This window comes from Stenotrophomonas sp. NA06056 (assembly GCF_013364355.1).
Lineage (GTDB): Bacteria > Pseudomonadota > Gammaproteobacteria > Xanthomonadales > Xanthomonadaceae > Stenotrophomonas.
Genome location: NZ_CP054931.1, coordinates 956,593 through 974,289, shown reverse-complemented (window position 1 = coordinate 974,289; position 17,697 = coordinate 956,593). Strand labels below are relative to the sequence as shown.

Sequence of the window (17,697 nt, the reverse complement as noted above, 5' to 3'; positions counted from 1 at the left end):
TCAGCCTCCAATCGGCGGCGGGCGCTTCGCCGGCGGCCGGGTTTCCTGGTTGGACAGGGCCTGCTTGGCCAGTTCGGCCACGCCGGCGATCGAACCAATCACGCCGCTGGCCTCCATCGGCATCAGCACCAGTTTCTGGTTCGGCGAGGTGGCCAGTTCCTTGAACGCTTCCACATACTTCTGTGCGATGAAGTAATTGATGGCCTGGACGTCGCCGTCGGCGATCGCCGCTGACACCACCTGGGTCGCCTTGGCTTCGGCTTCGGCCAGGCGCTCGCGGGCTTCGGCATCGCGGAACGCGGCTTCACGTCGCCCCTCCGCTTCCAGCACCGTAGCCTGTTTCTCGCCTTCGGCACGCAGGATCTCGGACTGGCGCGAACCTTCCGCCTCGAGGATCTGCGCGCGCTTCTCGCGCTCGGCCTTCATCTGCCGTGCCATCGCATCGAGCAGGTCGCGCGGCGGCTGGATGTCGCGGATCTCGATGCGGTTGACCTTCACGCCCCAGGGGTTGGTCGCATGGTCGACCACGCTGAGCAGCTTGGCGTTGATCACCTCGCGCTGGCTGAGTGATTCATCCAGGTCCATCGAGCCGATCACGGTACGGATGTTGGTCTGCACCAGGGCGATCATCGCCACTTCCAGCACCGACACCTCGTAGGCGGCCTTGGCCGCGTCCAGCACCTGGAAGAACACCACGCCGTCGACGCGCACGGCGGCGTTGTCCTTGGTGATCACTTCCTGACCGGGCACGTCCAGCACCTGCTCCATCATGTTCACCTTGCGCCCCACCCCGTAGACGATGGGGATCAGGAAATGCAGACCGGGTGACATCGTGTGGGTGTAACGGCCGAACCGTTCGACGGTCCATTCATAGCCCTGCGGCACCATCCGTACCGCCTTGAACAGGATGACCACGGCCACGAAGGCCAGTACCGCGCTGAAGAACATGGTCGGGAACATCGCGCTTTCCTTATGGGAGACGTCCGGAGCCCAGCATAGCGCGCGGATACAGGCTATGCGGGTATCGCACGTTCCAGCGCAAAGCAGCCGAGCGGAGCCCGGCGCTACCGGATGGACCCGGTCAGATCCGGGTCGTGGCCAGGAACCGCTCGCGGTCCTGCTGGGTCTGCCGGCGGATCTCGGCCAGGGCCTGGCTTTCGGTCGCCTCCAGCATCGCCTCGAACAGGCGCTGGAAGTGATGTCGCATTGCATTGCGCGCCGCGACCGGATCACGCGCACGCAGCCCCTCGAAGATCGCCATGTGCTCGTCGGCGCGGCTGGCGCCATCGTCATGGCACACCCGGGCATAGACCTCGGTCACCCGCGGCAGCTCGCTGCGCATGCGCCAGATCTGCTGCACGAAATACTCGACCACCGGGTTTCCGGACAGGCGGGCGATGGCCAGGTGGAAGCGGCGGTCGTAATCACCGGCCTCTTCATCGGTGAGGTCACGCCGGCACAACGCTTCGGCCAGCACCTGCAGTTCGGCGATACCGGCCTCATCGACATTGCTGGCCGCCAGCGCGGCGGCTTCTGCCTCGAACACGGCACGCGCAGCGGTCAGGTCGAAGGCGCTGATATCGGGCAGCCCGCCGGCAGCCTGCGCCGGGCGCGGCTTCACATAGACGCCCGAACCGATACGGATCGCGATCCAGCCCTGCGCTTCCAGGGCGATTTCCGCCTCGCGGATGGTGACCCGGCTGACGCCGAAGCGTTCGGCAAGTTCACGTTCGCCCGGCAGGCGCGAACCCGACGGATATTCGCCATCTTCGATCAGCTTGCGGAGCTTGGCGGCGATGGTCTGGTAGAGACGGTTGGCGGACATGCGGCTGACCCTTGGCGGTTCCCTCCGGGCCCGTCCCCGGCCACCGGGCACGGTGCGGGTCCGGTTGGAGCGACGGCGCGACCATTGGCCGCGCCGCCCTGTTCAGAACTTGTATCGTACACCGAAATACGCGCGCCGCCCGTAGCTCACCACCTCGCGGAAATTCCCGTAAAGCGGTTGGTATGCCACACGCGGTTCGTTGGTCAGGTTCATCAATTCCAGCGACAGCGACAGTTGCTTGTTCACCCGGTAGCGCAGGCGCAGGTCGACGCTGGTGTTGTCATCGTAGTAGCGGTTCTGTTGCGCCGTGTTGCCGGTGAAGTCCTGGTAATAGTGCGAACGGAACTTGCCGATGGCTTGGATGTTGAAGCGGCCCACATCCCAGTAGAGGGAACCGGACAGTACGTGCCGCGAGAATCCGCTCAGGCCGGCCGGCGGCACGATAGCCGGGATGATCGATCCGTCGGCGGCCAACTGCTCGCCCAACCGTGAATCCTGCGTCTGGTAGTCGGCGTCGGCATAGTTGTAGCTGACCTTGAAGCCAAGGCCATCGAACGGCTTGGGCAGGTACGAGAACCGGTGGGTGGCACTGAGCTCGATACCGGTCAGGGTGCTGTCCTCGTCGGTGGTCACCTGCTGGCGCACCGGCACGGTCACCGTCTGCCCGTTGATGGTGTAGGTTTCCGGCACCAGCGCGGTGGCGGTGCCACCGTTGAACTGCTTCCAGTACACCGCACCGGCCAGCAGCGTGTCCGGGTTGGCATACCACTCCAGCGAGACATCACCATTCCAGGACATCAACGGTTGTGCGGCCGGATTGCCGCTGGCACTGATGTCGTCCAGCGCGTCAGCCAGACCGGTATAGGTGGCATCGCTGCTGACATTGATGGTGCGGCCGGCGCCGAGTGCGGCGATATCCGGGCGTGACATCGCCCGGTACGCCCCCACCCGCAGCAGCAGGTCCGGCTTCAGCTCGAAAGCGGCATTCAGGCTCGGCAGCAGCTTGTCGTTGCCCGCCTTGAACACCTGGGTGGTGTAGTCGCCGGTGGGCTGCAGGCGGATCGTGCCGTCGCCGTTGTCGATGATTGCCAGGTCGGTGCGCACTCCTTCCGAGCGCACGTCGGTCTTGACCCAGCGCAGGCCGACATTGCCGGTGACCGGCAACCCGAACAGCGTGCTGCTGAACTCGCCCATCAGGTACAGCGCGCGGGTTTTCTCGGTCACATCGACGTTGTTCGGATCCTGGAAATCCGGGTCCAGGCCGCTGTCGCTGGTGCCGCGGAAGGATTCATAGAGGCAGCTCGGATCGAAGTACGCCCACGAGGAGATCGTGTTGCCGCTGGCCGCGTCCATGAAGTCGTCCTGCGGGAAGGGGGCTCGGCAGGCACGGTTGGCGGCGATGATCTTCGCTTTGTCTGCCGCAACGCGCTGGTCGTAGTCGGTCACCAGGGTGTTGTCGCGCAGGCGGTAGTCGGCCTGGCTGGCGCGCACGCCGCCCTTGATCCGGGTGAAGAAACCGGACTCCGGCATGAAGCTGGCATCGAAGCGGCCAGCCTTGATCTTGTGGTCGTTCTCGGTAGCGCTGGAGGTCACCCGCGCTGCACCGGTGTAGGCATCCCAGTTGTTCGGATCGAAGTTCGGCGCCAGCGCCACGCTCGGCACCTCGCCATGCCAGTCCCAGTCGTAGTCGACATAGCCGGTGGCGCCACTGCTGATGCCCGGCACGATGGCGTTGTTGACGTCGCGCTGGTTGGCGCGCAGCCGGGTCATGCGCTCGCTGTCCAAGCGGTTGGTATGCGAATAGGAAAGATCGGTGGACAGCTCCCAGGCTGGGCTCGGGCGCAGGATCAGGTTGAGGCCACCGCCGGTGTATTCCTCGCCACGCCAGTAGCGGTTGGAGGTCGAATCGATGGAGGTGCTGCCATGCAGGTGGCGGACGATGCCGTCCTCGTCCACATCACGCTGGGTGATGCCGCGACGTGCATTGGACAGGCTCAGGTCGCTGCGGTTCTCGTCCCAGTTGCGCTCGGTATGCTCGAAATCGAGGTTGACCTCGACCACGTCGTTGGGCCGCCACTGGATCGCCGCGAACTCGCTCTGGCGATCATTGCGTTCCTGCTTCAGGCGATAGATGCGGCTGCTTGGCACCAGGTAATACGGTGCACCGTTGGCGATGGCCTGGGCGCTGACTTCATTGCAGTTGGCATTGGCCACATTCTGCCTGCCATCGCAGGCATACCAGGTGGAACCGCTGGTAATGCTCTCCTCCGGATCGGTACCCTCCAGCCGCTGGATGCCCAGCGAGATACCGAGCTTCTGGCCGTTGCCGAATTCGAGCTGGTCGATGTAGCTGGCGGTACCGCGATAGCCGATGCCATCGTCGTCGCGGTACTTCTTGTCATACTCGGCCCAGCTGCCGCGCAGGTCGAACTGCGCCGAGCGCTTGCCATACTCCAGCGGCTTGACCGTCTCCAGGCCGATGGTTCCGGCCACACCGCCTTCGATGATGTCGGCACGCTGGGTCTTGTAGATCGCCACCGTGTTGATCAGCTCGGCCGGGAACATGTTGAAGTTCACCGAGCGGTCGCCGCTGCCGTTGGTGATCTCGCGGCCATTGAAGTTGGTGCTGCTGAGGAATGCGCCCAAGCCCCGGATCGAGATTTCCGACGCACCGGTCTTGTCGCGGGTCGAGGCGGCACCAGTCAGCGTTTCGATCGCATCGGCCAGCGACGGCGCGGGCAGGTCGCCGATGTCATCGGCCGACAACACATCGGCAATCACCGTGTCGTCGCGCTTCTTGTTGATCGAGCTCTGCATCGACTCGCGGATGCCGGTGACCTGCACCTGATCCAGGGTGGTGGCGTCCTGCCCGGAACCGGTACCGGCAGACTGCGCCTGCACGGCCGGCGAAGCCGCCAGCGCAGCGAGCAGTGCCACGATCAGTGGCGTGGGTGACAACGGTGTACGACGTACAACTCCGGCAGGTAGCCGCATGGTTTTCCTCCTCCCAAAGGAACGCCCGGACAGTAGGCGTGGGACGCAGCTTCGACACGTCGACACAGAAATGTCAACCAACTGGACTGGATTTTTCGTATTACCTTTGATTCAGACCGGTTGCCCGCCATTTCATGTGCTCATGCAGCATGACTTTGCGCGCAACGTGGCTTACAACACACCCAACAAGTGGTATGCACACCGACTCTGAAACCTCGACATAGCCGTCTCTGGAAGGACTTCATGCGCACTCAATCGACTTCGCACCGCCTTTCAAGAACCACCGTCGCATCTTGCCTGACAATTGGTCTGGCAGCATGCCTGACCAGTTCCCCTGTAACGGCCGCCAGCTGGCTCGTCCATGACGCCAGCGCATTCGCCACCGCCGCTGCCGCCCTGCAGCCAGGCGATGAGATCGTGCTGGCCGATGGCACCTGGACCGATGCGCGCCTGCTGCTGAAGGGCCAGGGCACGGCTGCCGCGCCGATCGTGCTGCGCGCGCAGACACCGGGCAAGGTGATCCTCAGCGGGGCGTCGGACCTGCGCCTGGCCGGCAGCTACCTGCAGGTCTCCAACCTGGTGTTCCGCAACGGCTACACACCGGGTGACGCGGTGGTGGCCTTCCGCGAATCGAGCAAGGCGGTGGCCAGCCACAGCCGCGTCACCGGCCTGGTCATTGATGACTACAGCAACCCCGATGGCAGCGACCAGGACTACTGGGTGTCGCTGTACGGCAGCAACAACCGCCTCGACCACAGCCAGCTGCGTGGCAAGACCAATGCCGGCCCGACGGTGGTAGTGGTGCGCGATGCGGTCCAGGGCCTGGACAACCAGCACCGCATCGACCACAACTGGTTCGGCCCGCGGCCGGCACTGGGCGTCAACGGCGGTGAAACGATCCGCGTCGGCACCAGCGATACCTCGCTGAGCGATTCCAACAGCACTGTCGAAAACAACTGGTTCGAGGGCTGTGATGGTGAGACCGAGATCGTCTCCAACAAGTCCGGCGGCAACACCTTCCGTGGCAACGTGTTCTATCGTTCGGCCGGCGCGCTGACCCTGCGCCATGGCAACGGCAACCGGGTGATCGACAACCTCTTCCTCGGCGACGACAAGGCCGGCACCGGCGGCGTGCGCATCATCAATGCCGACCAGACCGTCAGCAACAACTACTTCGAACGGCTGGCCGGCTCCAGCAACCGTTCGGCGCTGGCGGTGATGGATGCGCAGGCCAATCCGCCACTGTCCGGCTATGCGCCGGTGGTCAACGCAACCATCAGCCGCAACACTTTTGTCGACGTGGCGAAGATCAGCTTCGGCGTGGGCCATGACGAGGCCAAGGGGATCGTGGTCGCGGCCAGCAACAGCCACTTCAGCGGCAACCTGATCGTCAACCGCACCAGCAAGAATCCACCGAATGCGGCCAGCTCGCTGGCGGGCATCGCCTTCAGCAACAACGTGCAGTCGCCACAGGCCAGCAGCGTATTCCCGGGCGGCGTGAGCAGCGCCAACATCGCCCTGCAGCTGGCGGCCAGCGGCCTGTGGGTGCCGGCAACGGCGCTGCCCGCCATCGGCGCCGATCCGGCGCTGGCGATGACCCCGCGCGAACAGACGGGGGTGGACTGGTATCCCAAGGTGGGCGAGGTTGCCCTGTCACGCACCAGCACCGGAGTTGATCGATGAGGTTGCAGCCGCTGTTCGTTTCCCTGGCCCTGGCCCTGCCCGCCGCCGTGTTGCCGGCCCTGCCGCTGCAGGCGGCACCGACGCCCGCCGCACGCCAAGCCGACACCGCGCCGGTACTGGTGACCGCTGCACAGTGGCAGCAGATGGCCAGCGAGGGCAGCCGCTATCCGTGGTTCGCCAAGGAGCAGGCACGTACGCAGAAGTCGCTGCAGAAGATGATGAAGGCCGGCATCGACGTGCCGGTGCCGAAGGACAAGGGTGGCGGTCGCACCCATGAGCAGCACAAGCGCAACTACCAGGCACTGCTGGCCGCCGGCACCCTGTACCGGCTGACCGGCGACAAGGCCTACGTGACGTACGCGCGCGACATGCTGCTGCAGTACGCCCAGCTCTACCCGACCCTCGGCCCGCATCCGGAAGGACGCGGGCAGATTCCCGGCCGGGTGTTCTGGCAGGTGCTCAACGATTCGGTCTGGCTGGTCAACGCCATCCAGGGCTACGACGCGATCCGCGATGCCCTGTCGCCGCAGGATCGGCAGACCATCGAATCGCAGGTGTTCCGGCCGATGGCTGAGTTCCTGGCCAGTGAACCGAAGAACTATGATCAGATCCACAACCACGCAACCTGGGCGGTGGCGGCCACCGGCATGACCGGCTACGTGCTGCGCGATCCGGAACTGGTGGAAAAATCGCTGCGCGGCAGCCGCAAGGATGACCAGTTCGGTTTCCTGCGGCAGATCGACCTGCTGTTCTCGCCCGATGGTTATTACGAGGAAGGCCCCTACTACCAGCGCTATGCGCTGGCGCCGTTCCTGCTGTTCGCCAACGCAATCGAGCGCAACGAGCCGCAACGGAAGATCTTCGCGCGCCGCGACGGCGTGCTGTTGAAGGCGGTGGACGTGCTGGTGCAGACCAGCTACGGCGGCCTGTTCTTCCCGATCAACGATGCAATCCTGGACAAGGGCATCGACACCGAAGAGCTGGTGGCCGGCATCGGCATTGCCTATGCGCGCACCGGCGATGACCGTCTGCTGTCGGTCGCGCAGCAGCAGAAACGCCTGCTGCTGTCACCGGAAGGGCTGCAGGTGGCGCAGGCGTTGGCGGCCAACAAAGCCAAGCCGTTCGATTACCGGCCGATGCTGCTGCGCGATGGCCCGGACGGTGAACGCGGCGGTCTGGCGATCCTGCGCATGGGCGGCGAACGCGGCCAGGCGCTGGTGCAGAAGGACACCATGCAGGGCATGGGCCATGGCCACTTCGACAAGCTCAACTGGTTGTTCTACGACAACGGCAATGCCGTGGTGACCGACTACGGCGCAGCACGCTTCCTCAACGTGGAAGCCAAGCGAGGCGGCATCTACCTGGCCGAGAACCGCAGCTGGGCCAAGCAGACCGTGGCCCACAACACCCTGGTGGTGAACGAGCAGAGCCACTTCAAGGGTGACTGGAAGCGCGGTGAGGAACTCGCCCCGCAGGTGCGCTTCTTCCAGGCCGACGCAGATACCCAGATCGCCTCGGCGACGATGCGCGATGCCTATCCGGGCGTGGTCTTCACCCGCACCCAGGCATTGCTGCGCCACCCCGAACTGGGCCTGCCGGTGGTGCTGGACCTGCTGCAGGTGCACGGCGACAAGGCCGCGCGTTACGACCTGCCGCTGCACTTCAACGGCCATATCGTCACCACCGGTTTCGAGGCCGAGCATTTCCCCACCCAGCGCCCGGTGCTCGGCGGCGACAACGGCTACCAGCACCTGTGGCTGGACGCGCGTAGCAAGGCCGGCAGTGAACCGCGCACGCTGGCATGGCTGCTCGACGGACGCTTCTACACCTACCGCTTCGGCAGCAGCGCGCCATCGCAGGCGTTGCTGGTGGAAAGCGGTGCCAACGATCCCGAATTCAACCTGCGCCGCGAACCGGCACTGCTGCAGCGCGTGGAAGGACAGAAGGATGTGACCTTCTTCAGCGTGCTGGAGCCGCATGGCGAGTACAACGGCACCGCCGAGTACGTGCACGGCGCCTACAGCCGCATCAAGCAGATCATCCGCACGCGCGGCAATGATGCCGAGGTGCTGGAACTGCGCCTGTCCAGCGGTGCACGCATCGCACTGGGCGTGGCCGACGACAGCGACGCGAAGGGCGAACACAGCGTGACCGTGGACGGCCATGCCTACCGCTGGAGCGGCAGCCATGCGCGCATGGACCGCAGCAAGGGTGAGGCACGATGAACGGCCCCGCGGCCGTGGCCGCGCTGCGCAAGGTACCGGTGCGTTCAGCCGTGCGCTGGCTGGTCGTCGGCCTGATCGCGGTGGCCACCGTGATCAACTACATCGACCGCAATGCGTTGGCGGTGATGTGGCCGGAGATCGCCAAGGAAGTCGGCGCGACCAAGGACGACTACGCGCTGCTGGTGACCGTGTTCATGCTGTTCTACGCCGCTGGCCAGTTCCTGTTCGGGCGCCTGTTCGACATGATCGGGACGCGTCTGGGATTCGCGTTGTCGATCAGTGTCTGGTCGATCTCGATCGCGCTGCATTCGGTCACTCACTCCATGCTGTCCTTCAGCGTGGTGCGGGCGATGCTGGGCATCAGCGAAGCCGGTGCCTGGCCCGGCGCGGTGAAAGCCAACGCCGAGTGGTTCCCCGCGCGTGAGCGCGCCCTCGCGCAGGGCATCTTCAACGCAGGTGCGTCCATCGGCGCCATCGTTTCGGCACCGGCCATCGCCGGCCTGTACTTGTGGCTGGGCTGGCGCGGCACCTTCGTGCTGGTCGGTGCGCTTGGCTTCCTGTGGCTGCTGCCGTGGCTGTTCGTCTATCGCGCCGGCCCGGACAAGCACCCGTGGGTGAGTGACGCGGAGCGACGCCTGATCCTGGAAGACCAGGCAGGTCAGCAGCGCGCCGATGCGCCGAAGGTGAGCGTGCGTTCGCTGCTGGCCCACCGGCAGAGCTGGGGCATGCTCGCCTGCCGTTTCCTGCTGGATCCGATCTGGTGGCTGTTCGTATCGTGGCTGCCGATCTACCTGGCCGAGACCTTCGGCTTCGACATCAAGCAGATCGGCCTGTTCGCCTGGGTGCCCTTCGTCGGCGCCATGCTGGGCAGCCTCAGTGGCGGCTGGCTGTCAGGGCGGTTGATCAATGCCGGACAGAGCGTGGACCGCGCGCGCAAGCTGTCGATTTCGCTGGGCTGCGTGATCATGGCACCGGCCCTGCTGGGTGCGGTACTGGCCAACCAGCCGCTGTTTGCGGTGCTGGCGATCGCTGCAGTGCTGTTCGGTTTCCAGATCGCCATCGGCAACATCCAGACCCTGCCCGGCGATCTGTTCGACGGCCGCTCGGTCGGCACGCTGGCCGGTCTCGGCGGCCTGGCCGCAGTGGCCGGCACGTTGATCACCACCTGGCTGGTGCCGGTGCTGACCCGCCATTCCTATGCACCGATCTTCATCCTCGTTGCCGCACTGGTGCCGCTGTCGCTGGCGGCGCTGTGGTGGTGGACCGGACCCATCCACAAGCTCGACCGCACAGACGGTTGAGCGCCCCCTCTTTCCTCGTATTCCCCCGCAAACCAAGGAGTTTCCCGTATGTCGTTCCAGGACAAGGTGGCCATCGTCACCGGTGGTGGCCGTGATATCGGCCGTGCCGTCTCGATCAAGCTGGCCGCGGCCGGTGCCCGCGTCTGCCTCAACTACGCCAACGACGAAGCCAGCGCGCAGGAAACACTGGCGCTAATCAAGGCGGCTGGCGGCCAGGCCATCGCCCACCGCGCTGACGTCACCGATCCGGCCGCAGTGGCCGGTCTGGTCGCAGCAACCCAGGCTGCATTCGGCCAGCGCATCGACGTGCTGGTGAACGTGGCCGGCGGCATGGTCGAGCGTCGTCCGCTGGCCGACATCGATCCGGCGTTCTTCCACAAGGTCATCGACCTCAACCTGACCTCCACCTACCTGACCACCCATGCCGTGGTACCGCACATGAGCGAAGGCGCGGCGATCGTGAACTTCGCCTCGCAGGCCGGTCGCGATGGTGGTGGCCCTGGCGCGGCGATCTATGCCACAGCGAAAGCAGGCGTGATGACCTTCACCCGGGCCATGGCCAAGGAGCTGGGACCGAAGGGTATCCGCGTGAATGCGTTGTGCTGCGGCATGATCGCCACCCGCTTCCACGATGAGTTCACCAAGCCTGAAGTGCGCACGGCGGTGGCCGGTGCGACGCCGCTGCGTCGCCAGGGCCTGCCGGATGAAGCGGCCGATGCGGCGGTGTACCTGGCCTCGGACGCTGCAGCGTTCATCACCGGTGCCAACCTGGACGTCAACGGCGGCACCTACTTCTCCTGACCGGACCAAAGCCCATGCAGCGCTGGATCACCCTGCTTTCCCTGGCCATCGGCAGCGCCGTGACCGCCCCCGTGGCGCTGGCCGCACCGGTCTGGGTCACCGCCTGGACCGCCTCGCCCGCACCTGACCGCAAGGATGGCAGCGCCGACGCGCCGGTACAGTTCGCAGCGCAGACCGTGCGCCAGGACATGCGCCTGGGCAGCAAGGGCGATGCGCTGCGTCTGCGCATCAGCAACGAGCTGGGCACCACGCCGCTGCATGTGGAAGAGGTGCGGGTGCGCCTGAAGGACGGCAAGGCGGCAGCACTGCCGGTCACCGTCGATGGACGCACGTCCATCGACGTACCGGTGGGTGCAGCGCTGCTGAGTGATGCGCTGCCATTGCAGGTCGCCGCCCTGCAGGAGATCAGCGTGATCGCGTACTTCCCACAGCCCACCCGCCCTGCGGTGCGCCGCACCGTGGTGCGCGTGGCCGACGGAAAACAGGATGCGGTGGCCGACAGCGTGCGCGTGGGCTACCAGCAGAATGTGTTCTCGGCCGTACTGGTGCAGCGCGCTGATCGGCCGCAGGTGATCGTGGCCCTGGGTGATTCCATCACCGAAGGCGCGACCGCCTCGCGCGGCTCGCTCAACCAATGGCCCGAGCGGTTGGGCCTGCGTCTGCAACAGGCCTGCCCGGACCGCTTCGTGGTGCTCAACCAGGGCATCAGCGGCAACAAGCTGCTGGACCATGGCCGCAGCCACAGCGCGCTGTCACGGCTGGATCGCGACGTGATCGCGGTGGCCGACGCCGACCAGGTGATCCTGTTCGAAGGCATCAATGACATCCGCCACGGTGGCAGTGCACAGCCGCTGCCGGGACGCAGCGCTGCGGACATGCTGCTCGGCTATCGCCAGGTGGCCGCACGGCTGCACGCGCATGGCATCCGCGCGCATCTCGGTACGCTGACGCCGTTCGGCGATTCGGAGCGCTACGAACCGGTATCGGCCGCCACCCGCACCGCGATCAACCAGTGGGCACGTGGCAAGGACACCGGATTCGATGGCGTGGTGGATTTCGATGCGGCGCTGCGTGATCCGAAACAGCCGGAATCACTGCCAGCGAACATTACCCGCGATCATCTGCATCCGAACGACGAGGGCTACCGGCGCATGGCCGACTCGATCGACCTGGCGATGCTGGGCTGCACGGGCCCGCGTTGACGTGGTTCTGTAGAGCCGAGCCATGCTCGGCTGCCTTGGCTTCCTGTAGAGCCGAACCATGCTCGGCTGCCTTGGCTTCCTGTAGAGCCGAGCCATGCTCGGCTGCCTTGGCTTCCTGTAGAGCCGAGCCATGCTCGGCTGCCTTGGCTTCCTGTAGAGCCGAGCCATGCTCGGCTGCCTTGGCTTCCTGTAGAGCCGAACCATGCTCGGCTGCCTTGGCTTCCTGTAGAGCCGAGCCATGCTCGGCTGCCTTGGCTTCCTGTAGAGCCGAGCCATGCTCGGCTGCCTTGGCTTCCTGTAGAGCCGAGCCATGCTCGGCTGCCTCTGCCAAAAGCAGTCGAGCATGGCTCGACTCTACAGAAGGTCAAAAACCCGGGTCACCATCTGATACGGCCCCGCAGGATGTCGGCGAACATCACCCAGTCACCGATGAAGGAATACAGCGGATGGCGGAATGTGGCAGGGCGGTTCTTCTCGAAGAAGAAGTGACCGACCCAGGCAAAGCCGTAGCCACAGGCCAGCGCAGCCAACAGCAGCATCGGCTGTCCTCGCAGCACGGCGGTGGCGACCAGCAGCAGCACGCCGCAGCTGCCAATGAAGTGCAGGCGCCGCGAGACCGTGTTGCGGTGCTCGCTGAGATAGAACGGGTAGAACTCGCGGAAGTTGGCGAAGCGGGACATGCGCATGCTCCGGGGCGATGACCGGCTCCATCATGCGCCTTTGCTGCGTGGAGTCGAGCCTACTCGGCCACGCCGGACAAGAGCAGCCGAGCATGGCTCGGCTCTACAGGAAAGGAGACGCGGCCATTAGACCGGCTGCCGCGGCCCGAACATGATCACCGCCATGCCGGCCAGGCAGAGTGCCGCACCCAGCATGTCCCAGCGGCTGGGGCGGATGCCATCGACCAGCCACAGCCAGAACAGCGCCGTGCCGATGTACACGCCACCATATGCGGCGTAAACGCGGCCACTGGCGGTCGGGTGCAGGGTCAGCAGCCAAGCGAACAATGCCAGACTGGCCGCAGCCGGCAGCAACAGCCAGATACTGCCGCCCTTGCGAAGCCACAACCACGGCAGGTAGCAGCCAACGATCTCGGCCAGCGCGGTCAGCAGGAACAGCCCGAGCGTCTTCACGCCTTCTCCGCCGCCTTGGCGTGCTGCCAGAGGGCTTCCTGTGCATCCAGATCAAGGGCAGCCAGCGAATCGCCTTGTGCCTCGGCCTGCGCCTCCATCGAACGGAAGCGACGTTCGAACTTGTGGTTGGCCCCGCGCAGCGCCGCGCCCAGATCGATGTCCGCATGCCGCGCCAGGTTGGCGCAGACAAACAGCAGGTCACCCAGTTCCTCCTGCAGGCGCGCCTTGTTGCCGGCGATATCGCCGCGCTCGAATTCCTCGCGCAGCTCCTGCAGCTCCTCGGCCGCCTTGTCCAGCACCGGCAGCGGACCGGGCCAGTCGAAACCGACCTTGGCCGCGCGCGACTGCAGCTTCACGGCCCGCTGCCATTCCGGCAGGCCCCGCGAGATATCCGCAAGCGCCGAGGTGTCCTGCTCGCCCTTGGCAGCGCGCTCGGCACGCTTGATCGCATCCCAGTTACGCGTCACACCGTCGGCATCGGCGACGCTGACATCGGCGAACACATGCGGGTGACGCCGCTGCATCTTGTCGCTGATCGCGCGCGCGACTTCGGCGAAGGCAAATGCCCCCTGCTCTTCAGCCATGCGTGCATGGAACACCACCTGCAGCAACAGGTCACCCAGTTCATCGCAGAGGTCGTCGAGGTCGCCACGGTCGATCGCGTCGGCCACTTCGTAGGCTTCTTCGATCGTGTAAGGCGCGATGGTCGCGAAGTTCTGCTGCAGGTCCCAAGGGCAACCGCCCTGCGGGTCGCGCAGGCGCGCCATGATGGCCAGCAGGCGCTCCAGCTCCGCGCTGGCCTCGCCGGTGGCGGGGGTGTCGTGCGTGCTCATGCGTTTCTCCAGCATCAATCAGACAACCAGTCGCGCCACGGCAGGCTGGTATCACCCAGCGCCATGAACTCGCCGTTCAACAGCGTCGGCCGGCGGTTGTAGCGGAACGGCTTGCCGGTGCCGACCGAGAGCACCGCACCACCGGCCGCGTGCAGTACGCACTGGCCAGCTGCGGTATCCCATTCAGAGGTCGGGCCGAGCCGCGGATAGACATCCAGTCCGCCCTCGGCGATCCGGCAGAATTTCAGCGAAGAGCCCTGCACCACGGTCTCGATGTCGCCCATCCGGGCCAGCAAGGCATTGGTCTCGGCAGACCGATGCGAACGGCTGGCGGCAACCCGCAGCGGCGCAATCGCGGGTGTACGGGTACGCAGCACGGTGTCATGTACACCCTGCCGGCGATACGCCAGCTCGCCCCGCATCGCGTGCCAGACAATACCGGTGACCGGCGACTGGACCACGCCGAAGGCCGGAGCACCCTGGTAGATCAGCGCAATGTTGACGCTGAACTCGCCATTGCGCTTGACGAAATCACGGGTGCCATCCAGCGGATCGACCAGCCAGTACGCGCCCCAGTGCTGGCGCTGCTCCCACGGCACCAGCGGCGACTCCTCCGACAGGATCGGCAGGTCCGGGGTCAGCTGCCGCAGCCCCTGCTGGATTACCCGGTCGGCGGCGAGGTCGGCAGCGGTAACCGGGCTGTCGTCGTGCTTGAGCGTCACGTCGAAACCGTTGTTGTAGATCTGCATGATGGCCTGCCCGGCTTCCTGGGCGATGGCGATCGTGGTCTCTCGCAATTCCGTGGTCAGCTTGATCATCGCGTTCCCTGCAGCCACTGGCGGGCGATGAACAGCGCCGCCAGTGAACGCCCTTCGGAAAAGTCCTCGCGCAGCATCAGCTGGTCCAGATCGGCCAGCTTCCATGGCACCACTTCCAGCTCCTCCGGCTCGTCGCCGGCCAGCTTCTCCGGGTACAGGTCGCGTGCGACCACCAGCCAGGACTGATGGCTCATGTAGGTCGGCGCCAGGGTCATCGCGCGAAGCACGTCAACCTGCCGAGCGCCATAGCCGGCCTCTTCCTTCAGCTCACGGTCGGCAGCCTGCTCCGGCGTTTCGCCGGCATCGATCCGGCCCTTGACCAGGCCAAGCTCGTAGCGGTGCATGCCAGCCGCGTATTCACGCACCAGCAGTACGGTTTCATCATCAAGCATCGGCACCACCACCACCGCGCCATGGCCACGGCTGACCAGGCGCTCGAAGCGGCGGCGTTCACCATTGGAGAACTCCAGATCCAGGTGCTGGCGCTGGAAGGGCCCGTTCTCCTCATCGGTGATCCGATGGATGATCGGCAGCGGACGCCTGGCGCGGTCATCGTTCATGCGGAATCTCCGTGGCAGCCGGCGCGTGCGCCAAGGCCGATAGAATGTGCAGGCAGCAACATGTTCATGAGCCCGAAATGCTAGCAGACCCAACCCCCTCTCCGCTGGTCCAGCACTGGCGGCAACGCGACCTCCAGGTCCTGTGGCATCCGTGCACGCAGATGCGCGAGCATCCGGACACGTTGCCGCTGGTGCCGATCGCCCGCGGCGAAGGCGCCTGGCTGATCGATCACGACGGCAACCGCTACCTGGACGCCGTCAGCAGCTGGTGGACCAACCTGTTCGGCCATGCCGAGCCGCGCATCGGCGGTGCCATCGCCGCTCAGGCTGGACAGCTGGAACAGGTGATGCTGGCCGGCTTCGGCCACGAGCCTGCGATCACCCTGGCTGAACGCCTGTTGGCCCTCGCGCCACGCCAGCCCGGCCGCGCGCCGCTGGCCAAGGTGTTCTACGCCGACAACGGCTCGGCCGGCGTCGAAGTGGCGCTGAAGATGGCCTTCCAGTATTTCCAGAACCGTGGTGAGACCCGACGTACGCGCTTCGTCTCGCTGGAGAACGGCTACCACGGCGAGACGCTGGGTGCCCTCGCACTGGCCGACATTCCGCTGTATCGCCGGGTCTATGCGCCACTGCTGGCCGAGGGCCTGTTCGCGCCCTCGCCCGACGCCTACCTGGCCGAGCCCGGGCAGAGCGCGGCCGACCGCGCACGCCAGGCCGCCGATGGCCTGGCCACGCTGTTCGACCAGCATCCGGGCGAAATCTGCGCGGTGATCCTGGAGCCAAGGCTGCAGTGCGCCGGTGGCATGCGCATGCACGATCCGGCCTATCTGCAGCGCGTGCGTGAACTGTGCGATGCCCATGGCGCTTTCCTGATCGCCGACGAGATCGCCACCGGTTTCGGCCGCACCGGCACGATGTTCGCCTGCGAACAAGCCGGGGTGATGCCCGACCTGCTGTGCCTGTCCAAGGGCCTGACCGGTGGTTTCCTGCCATTGGCTGCAGTACTGGCCACGCAGGTGCTGTATGACGCATTTCTTGATGATTCGCGTGAACGCGCCTTCCTGCACTCGCACAGCTACACCGGCAACCCGCTGGCCTGTGCGGCGGCGCTGGCCACGCTGGACATCTTCCGCGACGACGATGTGATCGCGCGCAATCGTGGTATTGCCTCGGTGATGGGCACCTTGGCCGCACCGTTCGCCGACCATCCACACGTGGCCAACGTACGCCAGGCCGGCATGGTTGTGGCCTTCGAACTGACCCGCAACGGTGACAAGCGCACGCCCTTCGATCCCGGGTTGAAGCTTGGGCTGCACGCCTACAAGTCGGCGTTGAAGCGCGGCGTGGTGCTGCGCCCGCTGGGCAACGTGCTGTACTGGATGCCACCGTACTGCGTGGACGACGAACAACTGGAGCTGCTGGCGCATACCACGCTGGCAGCCATCGACGAGGCGATTGCATGCGCGTGACCCGCTGCCCCATCGACCTGGCGCTGCACAGCGGCCAGACCGTGACCCTGCCGGAAGAGACGGCCAACCACCTGGTGCGGGTGATGCGCCTGCGCGAGGGCGACAGCTGCGTGCTGTTCAACGGCGATGGCCACGACTACACCGCCACGCTGACGCTGGCCGGCAAGCGCGAGGTGCAGGTGCGCATCGACGAGGTGCAGCCGATCGCCAACGAATCGCCGCTGCACATCACCCTGCTGCAGGGCATCGCACGCGGCGAGAAGATGGACCTGATCCTGCAGAAAGCCACCGAACTGGGGGTGAGCGCCATCGTGCCGGTGAACGCGGAACGTACCGAGGTGAAGCTGGATGCAGCGCGCGCTGAGAAGCGCGTGGCGCACTGGAACAACGTGGTGCAGTCAGCCTGCGGGCAATCCGGCCGTGCGCGCATTCCGCAGGTAGGGGCGCCGCAGTCGCTGGCACAGGCCGGCGCGGCACTGCCAGCCGATACGTTGCGGTTGACCCTGGACCCGCTGGGAGCGCACCGGCTGTCGACACTGCAGGCGGCGCCTGCAGGCGGCGTGGTGATCGCCATCGGCCCGGAAGGTGGCTGGTCGCCGCGTGACCGTGAGCAGCTGGCAGCCGCAGGTTTCCAGGGCCTGCAGCTGGGCCCACGCATCCTGCGCACGGAAACCGCAGGCCTGGCCGCGATCGCGGCGTTGCAGGCACGGCTGGGCGATCTGGGGTAAGGCGCCGGTCCGGTGGCCGCTGCGCTCGCCGGGCATGGCCCTAGTGCCAACGCGTGTGACTTACGACCCGGTAGTGCCGGCCGCTGGCCGGCAACCTCGGGATCATGACGTTGCCGGCCAGCGGC

15 protein-coding genes are annotated in these 17,697 nt (G+C 65.9%); 7 read left to right on the top strand and 8 right to left on the bottom strand.

The window, feature by feature from the left end; all coding sequences use genetic code 11:
• The 3 genes from HUT07_RS04240 to HUT07_RS04230 form a co-directional block, all read right to left on the bottom strand.
• Nucleotides 1-960, bottom strand: a complete 960-nt coding sequence (locus HUT07_RS04240; RefSeq protein ID WP_025877782.1) for an SPFH domain-containing protein — start codon at nucleotides 958-960, stop codon at nucleotides 1-3.
• A gap of 121 nt (nucleotides 961-1,081) precedes the next feature.
• Entirely contained in the window at nucleotides 1,082-1,825 is a 744-nt protein-coding gene (locus HUT07_RS04235; RefSeq protein WP_176019880.1) for a FadR/GntR family transcriptional regulator, read from the bottom strand.
• Between the two features lie 102 nt (nucleotides 1,826-1,927).
• A complete protein-coding gene (locus HUT07_RS04230; RefSeq protein WP_176019879.1) occupies nucleotides 1,928-4,819 on the bottom strand; it encodes a TonB-dependent receptor in 2,892 nt (963 codons plus the stop codon).
• A gap of 243 nt (nucleotides 4,820-5,062) precedes the next feature.
• On the opposite strand from HUT07_RS04230, the gene HUT07_RS04225 reads away from it, so the two are divergent.
• From HUT07_RS04225 to HUT07_RS04205, 5 genes are read left to right on the top strand one after another with little or no spacing between them, the layout of a single operon-like run.
• A complete protein-coding gene (locus HUT07_RS04225) occupies nucleotides 5,063-6,502 on the top strand; it encodes a polysaccharide lyase 6 family protein (RefSeq protein ID WP_176019878.1) in 1,440 nt (479 codons plus the stop codon).
• Nucleotides 6,499-8,727 carry an oligoalginate lyase gene (locus tag HUT07_RS04220; RefSeq protein ID WP_176019877.1) on the top strand — a complete coding sequence of 743 codons (2,229 nt, stop codon included), beginning with the start codon at nucleotides 6,499-6,501 and terminating at the stop codon, nucleotides 8,725-8,727. The genes HUT07_RS04225 and HUT07_RS04220 overlap by 4 nt, the downstream gene beginning before the upstream one ends.
• Nucleotides 8,724-10,028 (top strand): MFS transporter, encoded by a 1,305-nt coding sequence (locus HUT07_RS04215; RefSeq protein ID WP_176019876.1) that lies wholly within the window; start codon nucleotides 8,724-8,726, stop codon nucleotides 10,026-10,028. The genes HUT07_RS04220 and HUT07_RS04215 overlap by 4 nt, the downstream gene beginning before the upstream one ends.
• A gap of 48 nt (nucleotides 10,029-10,076) precedes the next feature.
• On the top strand, nucleotides 10,077-10,829 hold the full coding sequence (locus tag HUT07_RS04210; protein WP_176019875.1) for a glucose 1-dehydrogenase: 753 nt from the start codon (nucleotides 10,077-10,079) through the stop codon (nucleotides 10,827-10,829).
• Between the two features lie 14 nt (nucleotides 10,830-10,843).
• Entirely contained in the window at nucleotides 10,844-12,031 is a 1,188-nt protein-coding gene (locus tag HUT07_RS04205) for a GDSL-type esterase/lipase family protein (RefSeq protein WP_176019874.1), read from the top strand.
• A gap of 377 nt (nucleotides 12,032-12,408) precedes the next feature.
• On the opposite strand, the gene HUT07_RS04200 is transcribed toward HUT07_RS04205, so the two are convergent.
• From HUT07_RS04200 to nudE, 5 genes are all read right to left on the bottom strand, one after another.
• A complete protein-coding gene (locus tag HUT07_RS04200; protein ID WP_176019873.1) occupies nucleotides 12,409-12,711 on the bottom strand; it encodes a DUF962 domain-containing protein in 303 nt (100 codons plus the stop codon).
• 126 nt (nucleotides 12,712-12,837) lie between these two features.
• Nucleotides 12,838-13,164 (bottom strand): YnfA family protein, encoded by a 327-nt coding sequence (locus HUT07_RS04195; protein WP_100553277.1) that lies wholly within the window; start codon nucleotides 13,162-13,164, stop codon nucleotides 12,838-12,840.
• The gene (gene mazG, locus HUT07_RS04190; protein ID WP_176019872.1) at nucleotides 13,161-13,997 is read right to left on the bottom strand and encodes a nucleoside triphosphate pyrophosphohydrolase; all 837 of its coding nucleotides are present in this window, start codon (nucleotides 13,995-13,997) and stop codon (nucleotides 13,161-13,163) included. Before mazG ends, HUT07_RS04195 begins: the two co-directional genes overlap by 4 nt.
• 14 nt (nucleotides 13,998-14,011) lie before the next feature.
• Entirely contained in the window at nucleotides 14,012-14,815 is an 804-nt protein-coding gene (cysQ, locus tag HUT07_RS04185; RefSeq protein WP_176019871.1) for a 3'(2'),5'-bisphosphate nucleotidase CysQ, read from the bottom strand.
• A complete protein-coding gene (gene nudE, locus HUT07_RS04180) occupies nucleotides 14,812-15,375 on the bottom strand; it encodes an ADP compounds hydrolase NudE (protein ID WP_176019870.1) in 564 nt (187 codons plus the stop codon). Before nudE ends, cysQ begins: the two co-directional genes overlap by 4 nt.
• Before the next feature lie 77 nt (nucleotides 15,376-15,452).
• Here nudE and bioA point away from each other — a divergent pair, with 77 nt between their 5' ends.
• Complete coding sequence (gene bioA / locus HUT07_RS04175) at nucleotides 15,453-16,844, top strand: adenosylmethionine--8-amino-7-oxononanoate transaminase (RefSeq protein WP_217706633.1); 1,392 nt, start codon at nucleotides 15,453-15,455, stop codon at nucleotides 16,842-16,844.
• Nucleotides 16,835-17,572: a 16S rRNA (uracil(1498)-N(3))-methyltransferase gene (locus HUT07_RS04170; protein ID WP_176019868.1), complete on the top strand. Its 738-nt coding sequence runs from the start codon at nucleotides 16,835-16,837 to the stop codon at nucleotides 17,570-17,572. Before bioA ends, HUT07_RS04170 begins: the two co-directional genes overlap by 10 nt.
• Nucleotides 17,573-17,697 lie beyond the last annotated feature (125 nt).